Here is a 19,336-nt window from a genome sequence, read left to right on the forward strand (position 1 = left end):
TCCTGATGTGCGCCGTCAGCACAGAGCGGTTCATTGAGGCGGTCCCGGGTCTGGTGCATCGAACCGATACCAGAACTGCGCAATCCCGCCTTGCCCCAGGCCGAGCCTGCTCTCCAGGGGTGCATTGGCGCCGAGCCCCCCGGTGCCGGCTTGTCCGGGCAAGACCGTCGCCGTCTCCAAGATGGCCACGGAGGCGCCCACGGAGCCGATGCCGAGCGAGTGGCCCCCGGCGCCACCGCCCGCATCGCCCCCGCGGCCGCCGTTGCCTCCGGTTCCGCCGCGGCACGCGGGCAACATGTCACTTAGACCCGCAAGGGGCTTTCCACCGTAACCGCCGAATGACCCGCCGCCGCCAGGCTGGCCCGTTCCGCCGACCCCACCGTTGCCGCCCTTGGCCCCGAGGACCGTGCTGGCATCGATCGTGAGATGGCTCCCCTGCAAGGCCACGATTGCGATGCTCGCGCCGCCGTAGTCGCCTCCCTTGCCCCCCTTGCCCCCGCACCCGCCGCTGCCGCCTGATCCGCCGGCCGCCCCGCCCTGGGGCCGACCTGCCGGACACGCGTTCATGGGGCCGCGCCCCGCGCCGCCGCCACCTCCGCCGCCGCCCTGGCCGACGCCGCCCGGCTTCCCGTCGTCCCCACGGACGCCGACCCATCCATCGAAGCCCAAGAGGCCATCGCCAACCGCTCCCGCAGCGCGGTCTGCAGGGGCGCCGTCTGCTCCCTCTTCCCCTGCCTTGCACGCCATGCTGGACGACGCGCCGAAACCACCCAGGCCGATGTTATCCGGATTCCCGTCCGGCTCCGGCAGTCCTGACGTTCCACCGCCGCCCGTCTCGAGGCCTCCATCGCCCCCCTGGCCACCCGTCGACTCGATCCCGTCGCCGCACGCGGTCACGACCGGAAGGGCGCCCAGCGACACGTTCGCGATGCAGGCGTCCACGCCATCGTTCCCCAAAACGCCGGCCTTCGCGCGGAAGCTCGGCGCGTCCTCGCCAGGCTCGCCGTTCTTGCCGTCCCCTGCGAGGATCTCACTCCCCTGCACGATCACCCTGGCCCCATGCTCCAGGATCATCGCGATCGACGACTTGCCGTCGCTCGCGGAGGCGTCCGCCGCCTCGACGCGCACGCCGAAGATCACCGACGTCGCATCCTCCTCCGCGATGACCGCATCGTCTCCCCCGAGGACGCGCACCGGGATCCCCACGGGCGGCGCGATGACGGTCAACGCGCTCTGCTCGTCGAGCGGCCCTCCGTAGGACCAGTCGCCGCCGGCACACAGACGGCCGCCCCAGATATCGACACCCTGGGGGAGCGATACGGCCTCCTCGAACGACCCGCCGCACGCGTACACGCGCCGGGTCGCCTTCTCGCCGTGGCTTCGCCCGTGCGCGGCGAGGCCGATCGCGTGCTGCAACGTCCTCACCGGCGCGTCCTTCGTGCCGGGGCTATTGTCGTCGCCCAGCTCGCTGACGAACACGCCGCACATGTCGAGCGCCGTCGCCGTCTTCGGATCCCCGTCACAAGGAGACGGCTCCGGCGGCGGAACCTCGCACCAGTAGCTGTCCGCACAGCTGCCGGAGTAGCAGCCAATGTTCCCTGCGGCGCTCGCCAAGCCGAGCGCGACCGACGCCAGCGAGCGGAGGACCTCTCGACGGCGACCCATCGATCTAGAACGCATACCCCTGCCTCCCCCTCACCAGGTTCCTTCGAGGAGCACACCCGCCCGGTCGCTCGTCGTCACCGGCACGAGGCGGACGCCAGTGGCCTTTGGCGCACCACCGAAAAGGGCAACCTCCGTGAAGAACGAGGCCGCCGTCGCCACGCCGAACACGGCGCTCGTCGCCAGCGACACCGTGCCGAGGGTCGCGAACAGATCCCGCTCGTTCACCTGGTCACGAATGCCGGCGCACGACGCCGGTGCATTGGCATCCCGGCACGTGTGGGACGTCCACCCCAGCGCGCGACGCGTGACGTCTCGCTCGCGCAGATCGCCATGGATGACGTGAGCGCGCAGGAGAAAGACCGCGCCGGCCGCCGCCGTTGCCGTCGTCACCACGATGCCGCCGATCCGCGCCGTCCCCGGCCAGGAAGCCCATGGGCTGGGAGGCCGCGTCTGCGCAGCTGCCGGAGAGCGCGGGGCGCGCGGCGTTTCGTTCGTTGACACCGGAGCGCCCTCCTCGGCGCTGCTCACCGGCGCGCGCGACACATGAAGAGAGAGCTCGTGCTCCGCCTTCGCCACAGCGCGCACGGACTGAAACGCATCTTCGCCGCCCGGAGCTCGGGCCCGCACCATGTGCAGCCCCGGCTCGACGAACAGCGTATAGACGCGCGCGATGCGGCCGACGGCTTTGCCATCGACGAACACCTCGGCGTCCGGCGGGTCGACGGAGACACGGAGCTTCGCGACATGCGGTGTTGCCTTGCGCTGCCCTTCCTCGAATCGCTTCTGCAGCGCGGCCGGCAGCGCCTCGCGCTGCTCGAGGCTCCAGGCGAGGTGTTCGGCCGCGTCGCGGTGTTTGCCCAACACGACCTCGCAAAGGCCGAGCTCCCCGGCGATCTCCGCGCGCTCACGCTCCGTGCTCGACGCTGGGTCTGCGGCCTCGAAGGCCGCCTTGTAGGCGGCGTGTGCCTCGGTCCATTGCCCCGCCGCGCGCGCCCTCTGGCCACGGCGAACATGGTCCTTCACCGTCGAGCGCTCTCCCGACCTTGTCGTCGATGGGCCGCCCTGGGCGCGCGCCGCGCTCGTAAGGCATGTCGATGCCCCGACCGCAAGGAGAATCGAAAACAACTGTGGAGCGCAACGCATGTCACGACGGTAGTTGCGTCAACTGCTCGGCGTCAATGGCGGATGAAATCGCCTTGCGCGTGCATTTACCGCGAGAAATTTCAGCGCGAACCAGCAATGTCGCCATCTCTTCCAGGTGCCTATCACTGAACTAACGAGCACGTGGCACATTGGGGGCGTATTGTCCTACCAAAATGGACCGGGCCGTTCACTTTTCTGACCCCGGGAGGGTCGCTCAGACGTGCTACCGGCATGGGCAAGCGAGCGGGGGCCTTCAGCAGCTTCGAGCTCTTCCGGCGCCTGGCGAGGCGCTTCGGGGTCCCGGCGCGCGATGCCGAGGACGTCGCGCAGGACGCGCTGCTGCGGGGGCTCGACGCGGAGGGACGGATCGAAGCAGGCGGGGACCCGGCGCCGTACCGCGTCGCGATCGCGGCCAACCAGGCGCGCGACTATCTTCGAAGCGCGCACCGCCGGCGAGAGGTGCTGACGCCGTCTCACGATCCCGAGCTTCACGACGAGCACCCCACGCCGGAAGAGCTGCTCAGGTGGCGCGAGCGGGAAGCGGTGTTGTGGGAGCTCATCGACGGTGTCGAGCCGAAGTACCGGGACATCTTGATCAGGCATGATCTCGAGGAGATCCCGCTGACCCAGATCGCCGCGGAGCTCGGGCTCCACCCCGACGCCGTGAAGACGCTGCACCGTCGAGCCCTCGAGCAGCTGGAGGAGGCGGCGCAACGCCGGAGGGCGAAGCAACGCTCGCGCGGATGGGACGAGACCCCCTGCGTCGTTCCGTTCGGGCTCACTCCACGCCAGGGGTGGATCGGCTCCCTGCTCCGCTGGACTTGGAGGCTCCTGGCGCAGGGGGCGAGCGTCGTGCTCATGAGCGCCATGGTCGCTGCCGTGACCTCCTCGTCCACGCTGCAGTCGTGGGTTCGCTCGGCTCTCGATGACGGTTGGCCCGAGCTGACTGGGCAGGGCTCCGCGGCGCTCCCCGCGGAGCGCCGCGCCGAGCAGGCGGGGACGTCCTCCGCATCACCCGCAGCGCAGGCCGCTGCGCTCCCCGTGGAGCGCGGCGCCGGACAGGATGGCGCCGGTGCGACCGCGACGCCTCCTCCGTCGGTAACGGCTGCTCCGCGTGCGTCGTCCTCGACGGCGCACGCGAAGCCGGCGATCAGCGCACGCGAGAGGAGCCTGATCAGCCGGGCCCGGACGGCCATCGTGGCTCGCAGCCCAGAGGCGGATCTCGAGGCGCACCGGTTGCTCGAGGCCCATGCGGAGGAGTTCCCGCGCGGTCGGCTCGCCGTGGAGCGCGAAGAGATGCTCAGGCAGCTTCGCTGACGGGTCGGCTGTCCATCAGCACCTAAGCCAGCGGCGGAGCCGGTGCTGTCGCCGGGCAGCACGAGGCCGAGGTCCGCCGTGCGTCGGACAGGAATGCTCACGGTTCAGGAGGGAACATGGAGGACATGCTGGGTGCGATGTGGCTCGTCTCACCGCTCGGGCTCTCCATCGCGGTCGGGGGAGGGTGAAATCATGGGTCGTCCGTCGAATGACGACGAGCGAGCCGCCGCGCACGCGCGCCTGTTTTGCCCGGCGCTCGTTCGTGCCGTGCCGAGCTTGCTGGGGAGGCTGGGGGTCCCACCGTGCCATCGTACCGACGTGGCAGGGCAGGTCTGGCTCACCGCCTGGGAGAGCTGGCCCAGGTTCGATCCGAAGCGCGGCAGGCCGGAACGCTGGTTGAACGCGATCACCGTACACGTCGCCTGGCACTATCACGAGCGCAGGAAGCACCGCAGGGAGCAGCTCGTCGATTTGATCGAGTTTGCCGATCCCGCGCCGGACGCCGCCGCTACGCTGGAATCCGACAGCATCCGAGCGGGCACGATCGACGCGGTGAACGAGCTCGATCCGAAGCTGCGCTTCGTTCTCGTGGCACACGATCTGAATGGGATCCCGATGGCCCAGGTGGCGGAAGACGCGGGGCTGCCTCTCTCCACGCTCTACAAGCGACGCGCGAAGGCCATCGATGCGCTGCGCGACATCCTCGGGCTTCGGGCAACCATGGAGGCTTCGCCCGGAGAGCGGGGTCGCAATGAGCATCAAAGGCCAGGTTGTCCACTTCCGGCGCGACGTGGATGACCATGAGGCGGAGCGAACGATCGCCGCTCTGGAGGGCGCGCACCAGCGGTGCGACCCGCCTCGGGCTCGAGGGCGGACACCTCCTCAACCTGGTTTGCCTTTCCTTCTCCCGCCGGCCTGCTGGCGCGGCTCCACGCCTGCGGCGCGCCGCCCTGTCCGGGGCGCCCGTTGCGCCGGGTCGACCTTGCCCATCGCTGCGCATGCGAGCTCGGGCAGGGTCGCCTTCATCCACGCGGGGTCCACGGCGCCGGACGCGGAGAGGTAGGCGCGGCAGGCCTGGTGCGCCGGCCCGAGCAGCACGACGTCGACCATCACCTCGGACGAGCGCGCCCCGGAGAAGACGCCGAGCTCCGAGAGGTGCGCGATCGTCTCCGCCTTGAGCCGCGCCTTGGTCTCCCGGAGCGCGGCGCGGTGATGCCCGTCGAGCTCCAGCGCCAGCGCCTGGTACATGAAGCGCGCCTCGGCCTCGTGGTCGAACACCCAGGTCAAGTGCGCCTCCACCAGCGCCCTCACCGCCGAGCGCGCCGTCCTCGCGGCGAGCACGCGCGCGGTCACGTGCCCCACCAGCCGCTCGAAGGTCCGCTCCAGCAGCGCGGCCACGAGCGCCGGGCGAACACCGCGGTCACGGGGGAGATCGTCCGCGCGAGCGGGGGCCGGCCGATGTGACCGATGTAACTGCCACCCGCCTGGCTACGGCGCCTGCGCGCCGTCCACCACGGCTGCGAACTCCGGATCGGTCAAGCTCTTCATGAAGGCCACGACATCCGCCTTCTCCTCCGGCGTGATGGTGAACGCCCTGACGAGCGTGCTCTTGTTCGGGTTCTCGCTGCCCACGCCCGCGAACGGCCCGTCGTCGATGGTCCTGCCTCCCGCGGCGTAGTGATCGACGACCTCCTCCAGGGTGGCCACGCTCCCGTCGTGCATGTACGGCGCCGTCAGCTCGACGTTGCGCAGCGAAGGAACGCGGAATTTCCCCTTGTCCGCCGGATCGCCGGTGAACTCGAACAGCCCCTCTCCGCCGGAGGGATAGCCCCCGTCCGGGCCGAGGTTGTAGAGGCCGGTGTTGTGGAAATCCATCTCCGCCTGCTTCGTCTCGGCGCTCCGGAAGGCGGTCGTGAAGTTGATCCCGCTGTGGCAGTGATAACACTCGAGCCGCTCGGAGAAGAAGAGATCCATGCCGCGCACCGCCGCCTCGGACATCGCGCCCGCCTCTCCGCCGTAGGTATAGCGATCGTACGCGGAGCGCCCGGAGATGAGCGTCCTCTCGAACGTCGCGATCGCCTTCACGACGGAATCGAACGCGATCGGCTCGCGCTCGCCGGGGAAGGCGGCGGCGAACGCGGCCTTGTACGCCTCGTCGCCGCGGAGCCGGCCGAGCACGACGTCCTCGGCCCCGGTGATCCCGAGCTCGACCGGGCTCTCGCCGAACATCGGGACGAGCGCCTGCTCCTCGAGCGACGACAGCGTGGGGTTGCCCCACGTGAGCAGCGGGAAATAGGCGACATTGGCCAGCCCCATCGCGTTGCGCGGGATCGTGTCCCCTGTCGAGCCGGTCGGGGTGGGCTTGCCGTCGGCAAACCCCCTGTCGCGCTCGTGACACGAGGCGCACGCCATGGTCCCGTTGCCCGACAGGCGCTCGTCGAAGAACAGGGCGCGCCCGAGCGCGACCTTCGCCTCGGTCATCGGGTTGTCGGGCGGCACCCACGGCCTCGGGAAGCCGACGGGCAAGGCGAGCTCGTAGCCGTCGACCGGCTGGGTCGCTTCCGTCTCGCCCCCGCACGACGCCACCGCGAGCGCGACGAGCCCCGCCGACGCGATTGCGCGGATCACTCCAGCAGAATGCGGCGCTGTTCGTTGTGACACAGATTACACGCTCCTGAGATGGATGGAAACGGCATCTCGTTCGTCCCCTCGCCGTCCTGGGACCGCACGAAGAAGAACAGCGCTTGGTCCGGGAAGGGCAGCGGCTCGGTCGTGAAGAAGTTCCCGTTCCCGTCGATGGCGACGGAGAGCACGAGATCTCCCTCGCCTCCGCCGGCCGTGCGGAGCTCGACCGTCCCGCCCGTCACCGGCGTACCCGACGGCGCGTACACCGTCCCGGCCGCGGTGAAGAGCCCTTTGCCGGGGCCGTGGGGCTGATGGCAGCCGATGCAGTTCTGCCCCATGTTGTGGCTGCGCTTCTCGACAGCGGCGCTGATGTTCTCCACGTCGAGCGCCGGATCGCGCTCGAAGCGAGGGTCGCCCGGGAGGATCTCCGCGTCGCTCGGCTCGTCCATGTCCTCGTCGGCGGCACCGCAGCCGGCAAGCGCACAGACCCATAGCGGCGCGAGCAGACAGGTCGCCGTTCTGAGGATGTACATCTCACTCCACCCGGAAAGCGGTCTGCGCAGCCGACGGGTTCACGCCATCGAAGCCCATGCCAAGCGCGCTGAAGACGGGCGGGCACTCTGGATCGCCCTCGAAGGACATGCAACCGGAGGTGCGATCCGTCTCGCCGTCGACCTGGTGGTCGAGGTCGGACCCGGCATAGAACCTGGCGAGATCGAAGACGATGGTGCTCGACTCCGGGTCGACCCCGTCGATGCGTATATCGGCGAGGTTGTCAGCGGCGCACGAGTACCCCTCGCTCACGGTCCCCTCGCACTTCGTGCTCCCGAGGTGTGCCAGTTCGCAGGCTCATGGGGCCACTTGACGGCGTTTTTCGCAGGGTCATGGGGCCACCCCAATCGCAGGAGGATGGGGCCACCCGCGCGGGGGCGTGACCTAGTTTTTCGCAGGGTCATGGGGCCAGCTTCCGAGGTTTTTCGCAGGGTCATGGGGCCAGCTCGGGACGCCGCGGTCGGGATCTGAGACGGGCTCCTTCCGACGACGGCGCGGGTCGCCGTCGGAAGGAGCCCGATGCCCTACCGAGAGCTGATCATGGTTGACATCAAGGAAATGCTCCGCCGTCGTGCGGCGGGGCAAAGCGCGCGTCAGGTGGCGCGCGAGACGGGGTTCGATCGCAAGACGGTCGGCAGGTACTTCGAGGCCGCAGCGACGCTGCCACTGCCGCGCGACCGCGAGCCGACGGACGAGGAGATTCATGCGATCGCCCAGCGCGTGCAGGCGCGCCCGGTGCCCGACGCGAGCGACGAGAGGAAGCAGATCGACGCGCATCGCGTGCGTATCGAGGCCTGGCTCGCCCAATCTCGCCCGCTGAAGCTGCGGAAAATCCACACGCTGCTCCAGCGCGACCACGGCGTCACGGCGAGCTACGACACGCTCTGGCGCTTCGCCAAGGAGGAGCTCGCGTGGCGCAAGAAGACGCCGACGGTTCGTGTCGCTGATACCGAGCCCGGCGAGGTCGCGCAGGTCGATTTCGGCCTCATGGGCAGGCTGTTCGATCCTGCGACGCAGCGAGTTCGCAATCTGTGGGTGCTCGTGGTGACGCTCGTGTACAGCCGCTACCAGTTCGTGTGGCCGTCGTTCGAGCAGACCACCGTGGCGGTGTGCGCGGGCCTGGATGCGGCGTGGCGGTTCTTCGATGCGATGGCGCGCGTGATCATCCCGGACAACATGAAGGCCATCGTGCTGCGCGCCGACGAGCTCGCCCCCGTGCTCGCGCCGGCCTTCCTCGACTACGCTCAGACGCGCGGGCTGTTCGTGGATGCCGCGCGTGTCAGGTCGCCGAGAGACAAGGCACGTGTCGAGAATCAGGTCGCCTACGTGCGGGAGAGCTGGTTCGACGGCGAATCGTTCACGAGCCTCGAGGACGCGCGCGCGTCGGCTGAGCGGTGGTGCCGCGACGTCGCCGGCGCGCGCGTCCACGGCACGACGCGCGAGGTACCGCGCGAGGTGTTCGAGGCGCGCGAGAGGAGCGGCATGAAGCCGGCGCCGGCAGCACCGTTCGACGTGCCGTACTGGACCGACGCAAAGGTGCACCCCGATCATCACGTGCAGGTGCTCCGGTCGCTCTACAGCGTGCCCACCCGCCACGTCGGCAGCACGGTGCGCGTCCGCGCCGACAGCGCGTCGGTGAGGATCTACGCCGGCACGGAGCTCGTGAAAGTGCACGCGCGCGTCGCGCCGGGCAAGCGTTCCACCGATCCGAGCGACTACCCCATGGGCAAGGACGTCGCAGCGGTGCGCGACGTCGCCTCGCTCATCGCGAGCGCGAAGAAGTGCGGAGTGCACGTCGGCGTCTACGCTGAGCGACTGCTCGCGGTGCCGTTGCCCTGGACGCGCATGCGGCTGGTCTACGCGCTGCTGCGTCTGTGCAAGAAGTTCGGTAACGGGCGTGTCGAGGCGATCTGCCAGAGCGCGCTCGCGTTTGATGTCGTCGACGTGCAGCGCGTGGCGCGCATGCTCGAGACCGCGAAGACGCCGGCGTCACCGTCCACGGGGCAGCGGACGGTCGTTGCGCTGCCCGCGCCGCGGTTCGCGCGCAGCACGGAGCACTTCGCGACGCGCATGCCGGCGGCTGCCGCGACCAAGGAGGACTCGTGATGAGCTCGAGTGATGTCGACCCTGCGCTCATCACAGCGCTCAAGCGCCTTCGTCTCGGCCGCATCGCGGCGACGCTGCGCGAGCGTCTCCTGGTCGCCGAGAAGCAGTCGATGGGACACGAGGAGCTGTTGCTCATGCTGCTCACCGACGAGATCGCGCGTCGCGAGGCCAGCGCGACGGAGAGCCGCGTACGCGACGCCGGGCTCGATCCGGCCATGCGCCTGGAGCTCTGGGACAAGACCGCGAAGGTCAGCTTCGACAAGCGTCTGCTCGGCGGGTTCACGAGCCTACGCTTCCTCGAAGAGCACAAGCACATCGTCATCCTCGGCTCTGTCGGCGTGGGCAAGACTTACCTCGCGAACGCGCTCGGACACCTCGCGTGCCAGCACGGCTACAGCGTGCGCTTCTTGCGCGCGGACGCGATGCTGCGCAGGCTGCGCCAGAGCAGACTCGACAACTCACGCGACGCCGAGATGGTCGCGCTCACGACCGTCGACCTGCTCATCCTCGACGACTTCGCGCTCGAGGCGATGAACAAGGAAGAGAGCCGCGACGTGTACCAGCTCTTCCTCGAACGCACAGGCAACGCTTCGATGATCGTCACGAGCAATCGCGACACGGCCGAGTGGCTCGCGATGTTCGACGACGTGCTGCTCGCGCAGAGCGCCGTCGATCGGTTCAAGAACGCGGCGTTCGACTTCATCATCGAGGGGGAGTCGTACAGACCGCGGCTCAAGCCGAAGCTCGACGAGAGCGCCACGGCCGCGCCGGTGCCCGCGCGCAGCAAGCCACCCACCCACCCACGCAGCAGGCGGCGATGACCGCTGCGGCCCCGGCGAGGACGTCGAGCCCGGGGCCGCGCCTCTGACCCCTCGCTCCGATCGGCGTGCCTCGCCCACCCTCGTCGACGGGAGCGCGGGTCTCGCCGGGGGCGGGGTGTACCTGCCAGCTCCTGAGCGTCGCGGACCCTGCTCGGGATCTACCGGGGCGCCTGGGTGGCCCCATGACCCTGCGAAAAGAGAGACGTCGCCGGTCGCTGCGCGCCCGGCTCCGGGGACCTCGACACGCTTCGCGGTCTCGGGCATGGTCGAGACCGATCACGGCGTCTCCCCCTGGCCCCATGACCCTGCGACGGGGTGGCCCCATGACCCTGCGACGTGGCACGAGGTGGAAGAAATAGGTCGGGTTCATCGTCGAGACGAGGTCGAGGCGCACGAACTTGTAGCCGCCCTTCCACGACCACCACATGCCGGGAATGTTCAGGGGCGCCGGGGCCGTCGCCGCGTCCAGGTGGTTCATCTCCGGGGGCAAACCCACGTTGAACCTGACACCGGCGTAATCGCCGGCGGGCGCGGTGCCCACAACCTCGGTCCTCGTCTCCGGGCTGCCGGTCTCACAGGAGCCCGTGCCGTCCTCGAAGTCGAGGAACGCGATCTTGTCGCGCTGCCACTGGCCATCCTGCTCGAGCGCGAGGGGCTCCTCGGACCCGTCGCCGCGAACGAGCCGCACGTCATAGACGTACATGCGAAAATCGAGCGCGTTGACCGACGATGCGGTCGTGCCGACTCCATCGAACGTGTCGGTGCAGGAGAACGGCCTGTCGCCGACCTTGGCGGCGAAGCTCAGCGCGAACGTCTTCGAGATGACGGCCTCATCGCTCCCGCCGCACCCGCTCAGAGCCGCGAGACAGGCCACGCCGAGGCACGTGACACGAGCCATTGAACAAATCATCAGGCAACCTTTCAAGCTACGAAGCCACAACGTCGTCACCACCGCACCGGAGCGGAGCCTACTCGAAGCTCGGCTCTCCTGGGTGCAGCAATTTGTCGCACCTCGTGACCGTCTTTCAAGGGGCGCCGGCGGTATCCGGGTGAAGAGTTTTCCGCCGCCGCTGCGCCGCGGTCATAACGAGATGTCCCTGCTGAGCCTCCTCTCCAATCAACCGGAAAGACGGGTGCGCTCATGCGTCGCGCTCCCGGAGCTCGTCGTCGAGGCGCTCGTCGTACTCGTCGCGAGCAGCCGCGAGGGTGCCTCCGGACGGAGCGGCCTGCGCAGCGTTGCTCCGCCACGATCGCAGCAGGGCGAAGATGCCGAGGAAGGTCGCCGCGATGCCCAGCATCAATCCCAGCGCGACCTGGCCGAGCGCGCCTGACGAGGGCGCCGCGCGGAGGCGCTCGCCGTAACGCGCCACGAGGTCCTGCTCGATGGCGTCGGCCACCTCGCCCCGACGGAGACGCGCGTGGATCTCGCGGCGAAGATCGCGCGCCAGCTCGGATTCGTGGACATCGAGCGTCTGATCCCAGCAACAAGGCGCGAGCAGGCGCGCCGCGAGCGCCCTCTCGCCGGGCGCCGGGGTCGAGTCGACGAGCTCGGAGGCGGCCTGGCTGGGCGGCGCGGGTTCGGCGCTGCCGGTGAGCGCCACGCCAGCGAGGGCGACGGCCAGCGCTGCCACGCGGCGCCAGCGACAACTCCGCGGCGATCGGACACGCAGAGGCGAGCTCACGTCGCGCGCGCCGTGAGGGGGACGGACGGGGGCATTCGCAGCGCCGCGGCGCTCTCGCTGGCTCATGGCGAAACAGACTACCGCTACCGGCCTCCACGGCCCTGCGACACGATGTCGCGCTGGTCACCACGCGGCCGCATGCGCGCATCGTGAACACGCACGGCCTCGATCTTCACGATGCGGAGCTTCAGCAGGTTCAGGCCCGGAGGACTGGACGCCGGCGCCATGCACGAGCGTGGCGCCAGGAGTTCTTCACCGCGGCAGCGATCAGTGCGCCGCTGCCCCGGTCTCCAGCATGTACTCGGCGATCTGCCGGAGGCGCTCGTCCCCGAGCGAGGCGAACGGTGGCATCTGAGGCGCATCAGCGCGCTTCTTCCCCGGTGCCCGGGCCCACGTCACGATGCCGTTCGGGTTGCCTGCGTAGATCTGAGCGATCTCGGTGAGCGACGGCCCGACGATCCGACGGTCGACGCCGTGACAGGCGCCACAGGTGTTGTGGAAGAGGTGTTGCCCATCGCTGACGCCCGCGGCGGCGCGCTCACGTCCCACGCGAAGGTCGTACGCCGCTTGGGCCGAGTCATCGACCCACTGGCGAGTCACCACCTGCATTTCCGCTCGATGCTCGGCGAGAGCCACGCCCCGGTACATGTGTCGACCGAGGGCCATGCAAAACACGGTGAGCGAGATGTACCCGACGATGAGCGGCAGGCGTTTGCCATGCGGCTCGGAGACCGACAGCTCTTTCCACATCATCCAGACCGCGGGAACCGCGACGCCAGCGCCGATCAGGATCGGGGTCACGACCGACACGTGGAAGCCCTTCGAAGGGAGCGTGAATAGCACGAGCGGCCCGACGATGAACTGCGCCAGAGAGACGGCGAACGCGACGGAGTAGAAGATGCGCCGAAGCCGCGGTCGCGTGAGCCGTTCGAAGGTCTCCTCGGCTGGAAACTTGCTCCGGCCGAAGTACCAGACTCCGAAGAGGCTCGTCAGGATGAGCGACGCGCAGAGGAAGTGAAAGTATCGAGGGAAGACGTTCGGCAGCAGAAGCGAGCTGAGAAAACCTCGAACCCCGGTCCAGCGCTCCGGGAACATCATCAGGTTCACGTTCGCCAAGAACACGAGCGGGATGACGAGAAAGAGCGCTACCGCGAGCCCGAGGATCGCGATGTGAAGCCCCTTCTGTGTCTCGAGCCGATCCCACGAGTACTTGTGGAGGTAGAGGAGAAGGAACGTCGTCGCGATCGCCGGGATCAACAGGATCCACGCCGTGCCCGTGAGCGCGTTCGCGGTGTAGAAGTGGATCGTGTACAGAACGTTGATGAGCAGGAGCGGCGCGACGCCGAGCACCACGGCGAGGCTCTTGTTGACCGTGACGGTCGCCGCGAGCGCGCGTGCGAGCTTGTCGAAGTCGCGGTCACGAAGGCCGCGGATCTCGAAGCCGAGCACGAGGAGCGAGCCGCCCACCATCAGGTTGACGAACAGAATGTGGGCGATGAAGGCAATGACGAGCAGCCCCTCCAGCAGCCCCTGACTTGCTGGGAGCGGGAGGGGAATGTCTCTCGGGATCGGTGTCGGGTTCATGTCCTGCGAATCCTTGAATTCTTGAGGGGAGCGGTCACGGGTCGACGGCGAGCGTTCCGTCGCTTCGCCGCTTCGGCCGCGGTGGTGCCGCGACCCCCGTGACCTGCGCTCCCTCGATGACGTCGCGCTGGGTCTGAAGGCCCTCGAGCCACGCTGCGAGAGCCTGCTTCTCCTGTTCGTTCCCGGGGAATGGCGGCATGAAGGGCCGCGCGTTGTGCATCGCCCCGATGTAGCTGGCGATGGCATCACGCCGCCAGGGCTCCGCGTAGTCCCACGAATCGCGGTTGCTGTACATGCCTTCGAGGAGCCCACGGATGCCGTTCACGCCGTCGACCGTATGACATCGCGTGCATGCGAGATTGAAGATCTCGCGCCCGGCCTCGAGCTCATTCTCCGGCGTGATCCGGCGGACCGCCGTGTACGTCGCGTGCGCGAGGAGCCCGTCGCGCTGCAGCAGCGGATAGTCTTCCTCACGGAGGCCGTTCGCGTACAGATACCCGGCGATCGCGTACGGCTTTCGAACGAACTCGCGCACGCGCTCGAACGTGCCGAGGAGCAGGACGGTGAGCACGGCGGGTACGACGAACGCCCAGCGACGAAGGCTGGCCGGACGAGCGGCCCCCCAGGCCATCACGAGCGCGATAGCGATGCAGGCGCCACCTAGCACCCACAGCGCAGTGCGCGCCCATCCCTCGAGCATCTGCGTGAGGAGCGCGACGGGGAGGTTCGCCTGCATCGCCGCGGGGACGACGCGCGCATACCACCAGCCGCCCGCGACGCAGGGGAGCGTCCAGAACAGGGACCAGCGGGCGATCGACCTGACCGCTTGCGCGCGAAGCACCGATCCGCGCTCGGTGACCCACAACAACGCGGCGAGGCCGAACGCGCCTGCCATGACCATGGCGAGGGGGGTGCGGAACGCGAGCTGCGGCAGGTAGATCGGGTTGAACATCCCGCTGAAGAGCGTCCGGTCGGTGCGCCACGAGCCGGGGTCCATCATGAATCCGAGGATGGACACGATCAGCGCCATCGTGATCCATGAGGCGATGGAGAGCGCAGCGCCCAGCTTGACGTGCGCCCGCTTGCGCGGCCCGGTCCACCTCTTCCAGCTCAGGTAGTAGGCCAGGATGAGGACGACCTCTGTCACGAACACGAGCCATTCGGTGAACCACGTCCAGAAGAAGACCCGGATCAGGCTCCCGATGGCGTACGGGTTCACGAGCGACGCGGAGAGCCAGATACCCACGCCGGTGAGCGCGCCGACGGTCGTCGTGACGATGAAGAAGAAGGAGAGGAGGCGGTGCGCCAGAGCGTCCCAGGACTCATCGCCGGTCTGGACGCCCCGTCGTTCGAGGTAAGCCACCAGCGGAATGCCACCGACCGCCATCCCATGGTTGATGACCACGTGCAGCACCGCGATGATCGCGATGAGCATGCGGTTGTTGAGGAAGTCGAGGTGGAATACAGGCAGGTCCATGCCTCGCCTATGTGCACGAGCTCGGCCTGCTTTTCAGCGTGGCCAAGGGTCGCGCGACGAAATGCCGCGCGGCTCCAGCCGCGATGCCCGCGCGCCGCGTCGCGGCGTCGGCGGCCGCGTGCCGTCGAGCGCGACGTGTATTATCGCGGCAGGCTCATCCCGAAGGCGCTCCCGGGCCTCCGCTCGGCGCGGCCCCTCGCTCCGAGCGCGCGGCGTTCGCGAGCCGGCGCTCGATCATCACGGGCATCACGGGCTCGGGCGCTTACCGAGCTTGCGCTGCAGTGAACGACGATGCAGCCCGAGGAGCGCCGCCGCCTGGGTGATGTTGCCACCACAGCTGACGAGCACCCGGTCGATGTGCTCCCACTCAACCCGTTCGAGCGACGGGACCGAGGTCGGCGGCGGCTCGTCGGCGGGCGACCCGTCGTGGTCGAACGCCGCGACGATCTCGTCGATGTCGGCGGGCTTCGTCAGATAGTGGACGGCCCCCGACCGAACGGCGTCCAGGGCCGTCGCGATGCTGCCGTAACCGGTCAAGACCACGATGCGGGTGGTGGGGTCGAGCTCGTGGAGCTTCCGCACGGCATGGAGGCCCGACGTGCGCGGCATGCGGAGATCGACGACCGCGCACTCAGGAGTTTCGAGCTGAGCGTGGCGAATCGCCTCCTCAGAGGATGGCACTCCGGCCGCCTCGAAGCCTCGCTCTGCAAGCGCGCGTACGAGGCGGTCACGAAAGGCATCCTCATCATCGACCACGAGGACAGAGCGGCCCTCGGTCCCATGGCCGCCCTCACGATGCGCGGTCTGGCTCATGCTGCCCCCCGCAGGGCATCGCGAGCGAAGCAGAGCTCCACGTCGGAGCCCCCTTCTGGCCGAGCCTGGAAGAGTAGGTATCCGCCGGTGCGCTCCGCGTAGGCCCGCGCGAGATAGACTCCGAGCCCCAAGCCGCCGCGGTCCGCCTTCGTCGTCACGAAGGGCTCACCTAGCTTCGCCTGGATGTCTGCCGGAATCCCCTTCCCCCGGTCGAGCACATGGAAGCAGAGGCGCTCGGCCGCGACGATGCGTAGCTCGACAGGCTCTTCGACATCGGCGTCCTCCTGGGCGTCGAACGCGTTGCGGATCAGGTTGTGGAGCATCTGCGCGAGGGTCTTGACCGGGGCCACGAGCGCGGCATGGCTGCTGGCGTCGTCGTCGTACGTGAGGCGAAGATGCGGGATGAGCACCGGGGACATGAGACGAAGGAGCTCCGCGACCACCCGTTCAAGCGTCACCCGAACCGGCATCTCGCCGACGGATTCGCCCGCGCGTGCGGAGATGGCGGCGAGGATCTCGCGACAACGCGCCACCTCGCGACACACCAGGTCGGCGTCCGCGGCCAGCCCGCTGCTCCGATGCTCGCGCCGAAGCCCGATCGCCAGCTCCTTCGCGGCGAGGCCGATGGTGGCGAGCGGTGAGCCGAGCTCGTGCGCGGCATTTGCGGAGAAGCTCGAGAGCGTGGCGAGGCGCTCGTTCTGCGCGGCGAGGCTTGCAATCTCTGCCAAGCGCTGATCCCGGCCCCGGATCGCTCGCGACACACGCCCGACGAAGTACGCCACGAACCCTGCTGCGAGGACATAGGCGATCCACATCCCGACGAGGTGCGTCGACCAAGGCCCGTGTTCATGGAACGCCAGGTGTTGTGACGGGATGAAGAAGAGTGCGGCGAAACCCGCGATGGTGAGAACGACGACCGTCCAGGCCAGCCGGGCATCGAGCAACAGCGCCGCGAGCGCCACATGCACCAGAAAGAAGACCGTGAAGGGATTGCTCGCCCCTCCAGAGGCTGCCAGCATCAGCGTGAGGACGACGACATCGATCGCGAGGACCGCAGGGAGTCTCCAGGAGCTGGTAGACGGCTGTCCCCACAGCAGGAGGCCAGCGTTCGTCGCGGCAGTGAACGACACCAAGCCGAGGAGCGGCACATACGGCAAGTCGAGCGCGAGGATCACCCGGACCAAGACCAGGGCCATGAGCTGTCCGGCGACCGCGCCCCAGCGCAGCTTGAGCAACCAGGACAGCCCGAGTTGAAGCTCCGTTTCTTCTTCGGCAGGCGCGGCCTTCCTGCGCCGTGCCAGGATGGGAGCCGCCGAACCTGCTGTCGTGGGCGTGGCCGCATCCAAGCGGCCGACCCGCATGAGGACGCTCATGGGACGCTATTACCGCAGGAAGTGGACCAAGTCACCGCGGCGTTTCGTCGCGCCGGCGCGTCCCCGCGCTGCCCCCTCGCCGGCCTCGCCCCGCGAGGGCGGCGATCTCGACAGGCTCAAGCAGTGAGCGGGACAGACTACGCCTGTCCAACAAGACGCGATGCCGCTCCCCTCACCGCCCCTCCGCCACCACGAGCGCGCTCCTCCGCCCCACCCGGTACGTCCTCACCGGCTCTCCCCGGACGATCCGGTCGTGCTCGCTCCAGCGCGCCGCCTCCCCTTCCGCGACGCGCCGGGCGGCGCGCTCGGCGAGCCGCTCCGCGATGCGCTCCACCCCGCGGCGGACGTTCGCGCGCTGCGAGCGCTCATCGGCGACGCGCACCGTGATCCCGCTCGGCCGGTGGTGGATCCGGACCGCCGACAGGGTCTTGTTCACGTGCTGCCCGCCCGGCCCGCTCGCGCGGCAGGCCGAGATCTCGAGCTCGCGCAGGTCGACGCCCACGCCCACGCCCTCGCCCGCCCCGGCGTCCGCCCCCGCAGCGTGGACCGCCACCCCCGCGAACCACCGCTTGCGCGCCGCCCTCCCCCGCGCCGCGCTCCGCTCGACCAGCGCGTGTGTCCCGAGCTCGCCCGTGAGGCAGCGCCGCGCGTCGCCCTCCACCAGGATCTCGACCGAGGCCGGCGCGTCCTCGTCGCCGTGCAGCGTGACGTCGACCACCGCGAGCCCGCGCTCCTCGCAGAGCGCCTCCATGCGCTCGGCGAGCCGCGCCACGAAGCGCCGCACCTCGACCGGCCCCCTCCCCGCGCTGATCTGCACCCACCAGCGGCTCATCGCTTCACCGTGAGCACCGGCACGAGCGGCGCGACCGCCGTCGCCAGGCCGGCCTCGACGAGGCTCTCGATCACCGGCTCGATCGGCTTGTACGCGTCCGGGTGCTCCTCGAGCAGCAGCGCCGGGTCGTCGCACACGACGCGGCCGCCGAGCTCCGTGCGGGCGAGCTCGCGCCGCCGGTACCTGGCCGCGATCTTCTCGCGCGCCTCGCTGCGCCCCATCTTGCGGCCCGCGCCGTGCGCGACCGAGCGCAGCCCCGCCTCGGCGTCGCACGAGCGCATCACCCACGACGGCGCGCCGCGCGACCCGAGCACCACGGTGAAGTCGCTGCCCCGGGCGGGCGCCGCGCCCTTGCGGTGCACCCAGGCCAGCTCGCCGCCAACGGCCTCACGCGCGACGTCGTTGTGGGTGAGGTCGAGCCCGCCCGTGATCGTCGACGCCCGCGAGGCGCCGAGCGCGCGCAGCATCCGGTACGCGAGCAGGAGCCGGTTCGCCCGCGCGAAGCGGCACGCGCCGGCGAGCTCGCCGAGGTACGGCTCGGCCGCGTCCCCCTCGAGCACCGCGCCGCCCCAGCGCTGCCCGAGCGCGCCGCCGAGCCCGCGCGAGCCGGAGTGCGCCACGACGACGAGCTCCCCCGCGGAGAGGCCGAGGGCCTTCGCCGCCGCAGGGTCCCGCAGCGCGCCGACCCGGGCGACCTCGAGGAAGTGGTTCCCGCCGCCGACCGAGCCGAGCGCGCCCTCGTAGCCCGCGCGGTACGGCGAGGCGTCCCCGCTCGGGCGAAGGCCGTCCTCCGGCTCCGCCGCCGCGAGCCGCGCGAGCGCCTCGGGCACACCGTCGACCTCGGCAAAGCCGCGCGCGCCGCGCTCCCAGACCCGCTCGAACACCGCCCGCGGGTCGCACTCGGCGAGCGGCTCGTCGGCCATCGCCTGCCGCGCGCGCCGCTCGAGGACGTCCGGCGCCATGCGGCCGATCGACGTCGCCACGAGCCGCACGCCGCAGCCGGCGTCGCCGCCGATGAGCTCCGGGACGACCCGGTCCGCGAAGGCGAAGGCCGCGCCGATGGGGATGCCCCGCCCGGCGTGCAGATCCGGCATGCCCACGGCGCGGACGCAGCCCGGCAGCGCGGCGACGCGCGCGAGCTGCTGGACGGCGTTGCCCTCGAGCCAGACGTCGTCGCGGGCGACCAGGCGGGCGTGGGCAGGAAGGACTGCGCTGTCGGCGGGGGCTTTCATCGAGATCTCCGGGGCAGGAGGCAAAGGCGGACGCAAACGCGGAGGGGAACGGGAATGCCCATGGGAATGCGGAGGAGACTTGCGGCTTCCGTGCCAGCGCGCGGCCCGCGGCGA

At 69.7% G+C, this 19,336-nt stretch carries 18 protein-coding genes; 4 read left to right on the forward strand and 14 right to left on the reverse strand.

Annotated features, from left to right (window positions below; genetic code table 11):
• Nucleotides 1-30 precede the first annotated feature (30 nt).
• Both WMF22_RS37695 and WMF22_RS37700 read right to left on the reverse strand, forming a co-directional pair.
• Complete coding sequence (locus WMF22_RS37695) at nt 31-1,665, reverse strand: hypothetical protein (protein WP_438032888.1); 1,635 nt, start codon at nt 1,663-1,665, stop codon at nt 31-33.
• A gap of 30 nt (nt 1,666-1,695) precedes the next feature.
• Nucleotides 1,696-2,688: a PEGA domain-containing protein gene (locus WMF22_RS37700; RefSeq protein ID WP_438032889.1), complete on the reverse strand. Its 993-nt coding sequence runs from the start codon at nt 2,686-2,688 to the stop codon at nt 1,696-1,698.
• A 351-nt stretch (nt 2,689-3,039) separates the two neighbouring features.
• Here WMF22_RS37700 and WMF22_RS37705 point away from each other — a divergent pair, with 351 nt between their 5' ends.
• Nucleotides 3,040-4,125 carry an RNA polymerase sigma factor gene (locus tag WMF22_RS37705; RefSeq protein WP_438032890.1) on the forward strand — a complete coding sequence of 362 codons (1,086 nt, stop codon included), beginning with the start codon at nt 3,040-3,042 and terminating at the stop codon, nt 4,123-4,125.
• Nucleotides 4,126-4,317: 192 nt separating this feature from the next.
• Nucleotides 4,318-4,923, forward strand: coding sequence for a sigma-70 family RNA polymerase sigma factor (locus WMF22_RS37710; RefSeq protein ID WP_438032891.1), 606 nt, complete (start codon nt 4,318-4,320; stop codon nt 4,921-4,923).
• 84 nt (nt 4,924-5,007) lie between these two features.
• Here WMF22_RS37710 and WMF22_RS37715 read toward each other — a convergent pair whose 3' ends face one another.
• The 4 genes from WMF22_RS37715 to WMF22_RS37730 all read right to left on the reverse strand — a co-directional run bounded on the left by WMF22_RS37715 (nt 5,008) and on the right by WMF22_RS37730 (nt 7,554).
• Nucleotides 5,008-5,523, reverse strand: a complete 516-nt coding sequence (locus WMF22_RS37715) for a TetR/AcrR family transcriptional regulator (RefSeq protein WP_438032892.1) — start codon at nt 5,521-5,523, stop codon at nt 5,008-5,010.
• Between the two features lie 90 nt (nt 5,524-5,613).
• Entirely contained in the window at nt 5,614-6,753 is a 1,140-nt protein-coding gene (locus WMF22_RS37720) for an MbnH family di-heme enzyme (protein WP_438032893.1), read from the reverse strand.
• Nucleotides 6,750-7,283, reverse strand: coding sequence for a hypothetical protein (locus tag WMF22_RS37725; RefSeq protein WP_437294796.1), 534 nt, complete (start codon nt 7,281-7,283; stop codon nt 6,750-6,752). Before WMF22_RS37725 ends, WMF22_RS37720 begins: the two co-directional genes overlap by 4 nt.
• Before the next feature lies 1 nt (nt 7,284).
• A complete protein-coding gene (locus WMF22_RS37730) occupies nt 7,285-7,554 on the reverse strand; it encodes a hypothetical protein (RefSeq protein WP_438032894.1) in 270 nt (89 codons plus the stop codon).
• A 267-nt stretch (nt 7,555-7,821) separates the two neighbouring features.
• On the opposite strand from WMF22_RS37730, the gene istA reads away from it, so the two are divergent.
• Together istA and WMF22_RS37740 are read left to right on the forward strand one after the other, a co-directional pair.
• On the forward strand, nt 7,822-9,408 hold the full coding sequence (istA, locus tag WMF22_RS37735; RefSeq protein ID WP_438031926.1) for an IS21 family transposase: 1,587 nt from the start codon (nt 7,822-7,824) through the stop codon (nt 9,406-9,408).
• Nucleotides 9,408-10,229 (forward strand): ATP-binding protein, encoded by an 822-nt coding sequence (locus WMF22_RS37740; protein WP_438031925.1) that lies wholly within the window; start codon nt 9,408-9,410, stop codon nt 10,227-10,229. The genes istA and WMF22_RS37740 overlap by 1 nt, the downstream gene beginning before the upstream one ends.
• On the opposite strand, the gene WMF22_RS37745 is transcribed toward WMF22_RS37740, so the two are convergent.
• The 8 genes from WMF22_RS37745 to WMF22_RS37780 all read right to left on the reverse strand — a co-directional run bounded on the left by WMF22_RS37745 (nt 10,141) and on the right by WMF22_RS37780 (nt 19,222).
• A complete protein-coding gene (locus WMF22_RS37745) occupies nt 10,141-11,127 on the reverse strand; it encodes an MbnP family copper-binding protein (RefSeq protein ID WP_438032895.1) in 987 nt (328 codons plus the stop codon). The two genes, WMF22_RS37740 and WMF22_RS37745, sit on opposite strands and share 89 nt — an antisense overlap.
• A 241-nt stretch (nt 11,128-11,368) precedes the next feature.
• Nucleotides 11,369-11,860: a cytochrome c-type biogenesis protein gene (locus WMF22_RS37750; RefSeq protein ID WP_438032896.1), complete on the reverse strand. Its 492-nt coding sequence runs from the start codon at nt 11,858-11,860 to the stop codon at nt 11,369-11,371.
• A 318-nt stretch (nt 11,861-12,178) separates the two neighbouring features.
• Nucleotides 12,179-13,495, reverse strand: a complete 1,317-nt coding sequence (locus WMF22_RS37755; protein WP_438032897.1) for a c-type cytochrome — start codon at nt 13,493-13,495, stop codon at nt 12,179-12,181.
• Nucleotides 13,496-13,529: 34 nt separating this feature from the next.
• Nucleotides 13,530-14,972, reverse strand: coding sequence for a c-type cytochrome (locus WMF22_RS37760; RefSeq protein WP_438032898.1), 1,443 nt, complete (start codon nt 14,970-14,972; stop codon nt 13,530-13,532).
• A 246-nt stretch (nt 14,973-15,218) separates the two neighbouring features.
• Nucleotides 15,219-15,785: a response regulator transcription factor gene (locus WMF22_RS37765; RefSeq protein ID WP_438032899.1), complete on the reverse strand. Its 567-nt coding sequence runs from the start codon at nt 15,783-15,785 to the stop codon at nt 15,219-15,221.
• A complete protein-coding gene (locus tag WMF22_RS37770; RefSeq protein WP_438032900.1) occupies nt 15,782-17,158 on the reverse strand; it encodes a sensor histidine kinase in 1,377 nt (458 codons plus the stop codon). Before WMF22_RS37770 ends, WMF22_RS37765 begins: the two co-directional genes overlap by 4 nt.
• Nucleotides 17,159-17,330: 172 nt before the next feature.
• Nucleotides 17,331-17,990 (reverse strand): peptide chain release factor-like protein, encoded by a 660-nt coding sequence (locus WMF22_RS37775; protein ID WP_438032901.1) that lies wholly within the window; start codon nt 17,988-17,990, stop codon nt 17,331-17,333.
• On the reverse strand, nt 17,987-19,222 hold the full coding sequence (locus WMF22_RS37780) for an RtcB family protein (RefSeq protein ID WP_438032902.1): 1,236 nt from the start codon (nt 19,220-19,222) through the stop codon (nt 17,987-17,989). Before WMF22_RS37780 ends, WMF22_RS37775 begins: the two co-directional genes overlap by 4 nt.
• Nucleotides 19,223-19,336: the final 114 nt, after the last annotated feature.

The organism is Sorangium sp. So ce204 (assembly GCF_051526795.1).
In the GTDB taxonomy this organism is placed as follows: Bacteria; Myxococcota_A; Polyangia; order Polyangiales; family Polyangiaceae; genus Sorangium; species Sorangium cellulosum_B.

Excerpts from the sequence above, each read along its gene's own strand:
- istA (WP_438031926.1), top strand. The coding sequence starts at position 7,822 with ATGCCCTACCGAGAGCTGATCATGGTTGACATCAAGGAAATGCTCCGC.
- WMF22_RS37740 (WP_438031925.1), top strand. The coding sequence starts at position 9,408 with ATGAGCTCGAGTGATGTCGACCCTGCGCTCATCACAGCGCTCAAGCGC.
- WMF22_RS37755 (WP_438032897.1), bottom strand. The coding sequence starts at position 13,495 with ATGAACCCGACACCGATCCCGAGAGACATTCCCCTCCCGCTCCCAGCA.
- WMF22_RS37705 (WP_438032890.1), top strand. The coding sequence starts at position 3,040 with ATGGGCAAGCGAGCGGGGGCCTTCAGCAGCTTCGAGCTCTTCCGGCGC.
- WMF22_RS37710 (WP_438032891.1), top strand. The coding sequence starts at position 4,318 with ATGGGTCGTCCGTCGAATGACGACGAGCGAGCCGCCGCGCACGCGCGC.
- WMF22_RS37695 (WP_438032888.1), bottom strand. The coding sequence starts at position 1,665 with ATGGGTCGCCGTCGAGAGGTCCTCCGCTCGCTGGCGTCGGTCGCGCTC.
- WMF22_RS37770 (WP_438032900.1), bottom strand. The coding sequence starts at position 17,158 with ATGAGCGTCCTCATGCGGGTCGGCCGCTTGGATGCGGCCACGCCCACG.
- WMF22_RS37765 (WP_438032899.1), bottom strand. The coding sequence starts at position 15,785 with ATGAGCCAGACCGCGCATCGTGAGGGCGGCCATGGGACCGAGGGCCGC.
- WMF22_RS37775 (WP_438032901.1), bottom strand. The coding sequence starts at position 17,990 with ATGAGCCGCTGGTGGGTGCAGATCAGCGCGGGGAGGGGGCCGGTCGAG.
- WMF22_RS37745 (WP_438032895.1), bottom strand. The coding sequence starts at position 11,127 with ATGGCTCGTGTCACGTGCCTCGGCGTGGCCTGTCTCGCGGCTCTGAGC.
- WMF22_RS37780 (WP_438032902.1), bottom strand. The coding sequence starts at position 19,222 with ATGAAAGCCCCCGCCGACAGCGCAGTCCTTCCTGCCCACGCCCGCCTG.
- WMF22_RS37760 (WP_438032898.1), bottom strand. The coding sequence starts at position 14,972 with ATGGACCTGCCTGTATTCCACCTCGACTTCCTCAACAACCGCATGCTC.
- WMF22_RS37725 (WP_437294796.1), bottom strand. The coding sequence starts at position 7,283 with ATGTACATCCTCAGAACGGCGACCTGTCTGCTCGCGCCGCTATGGGTC.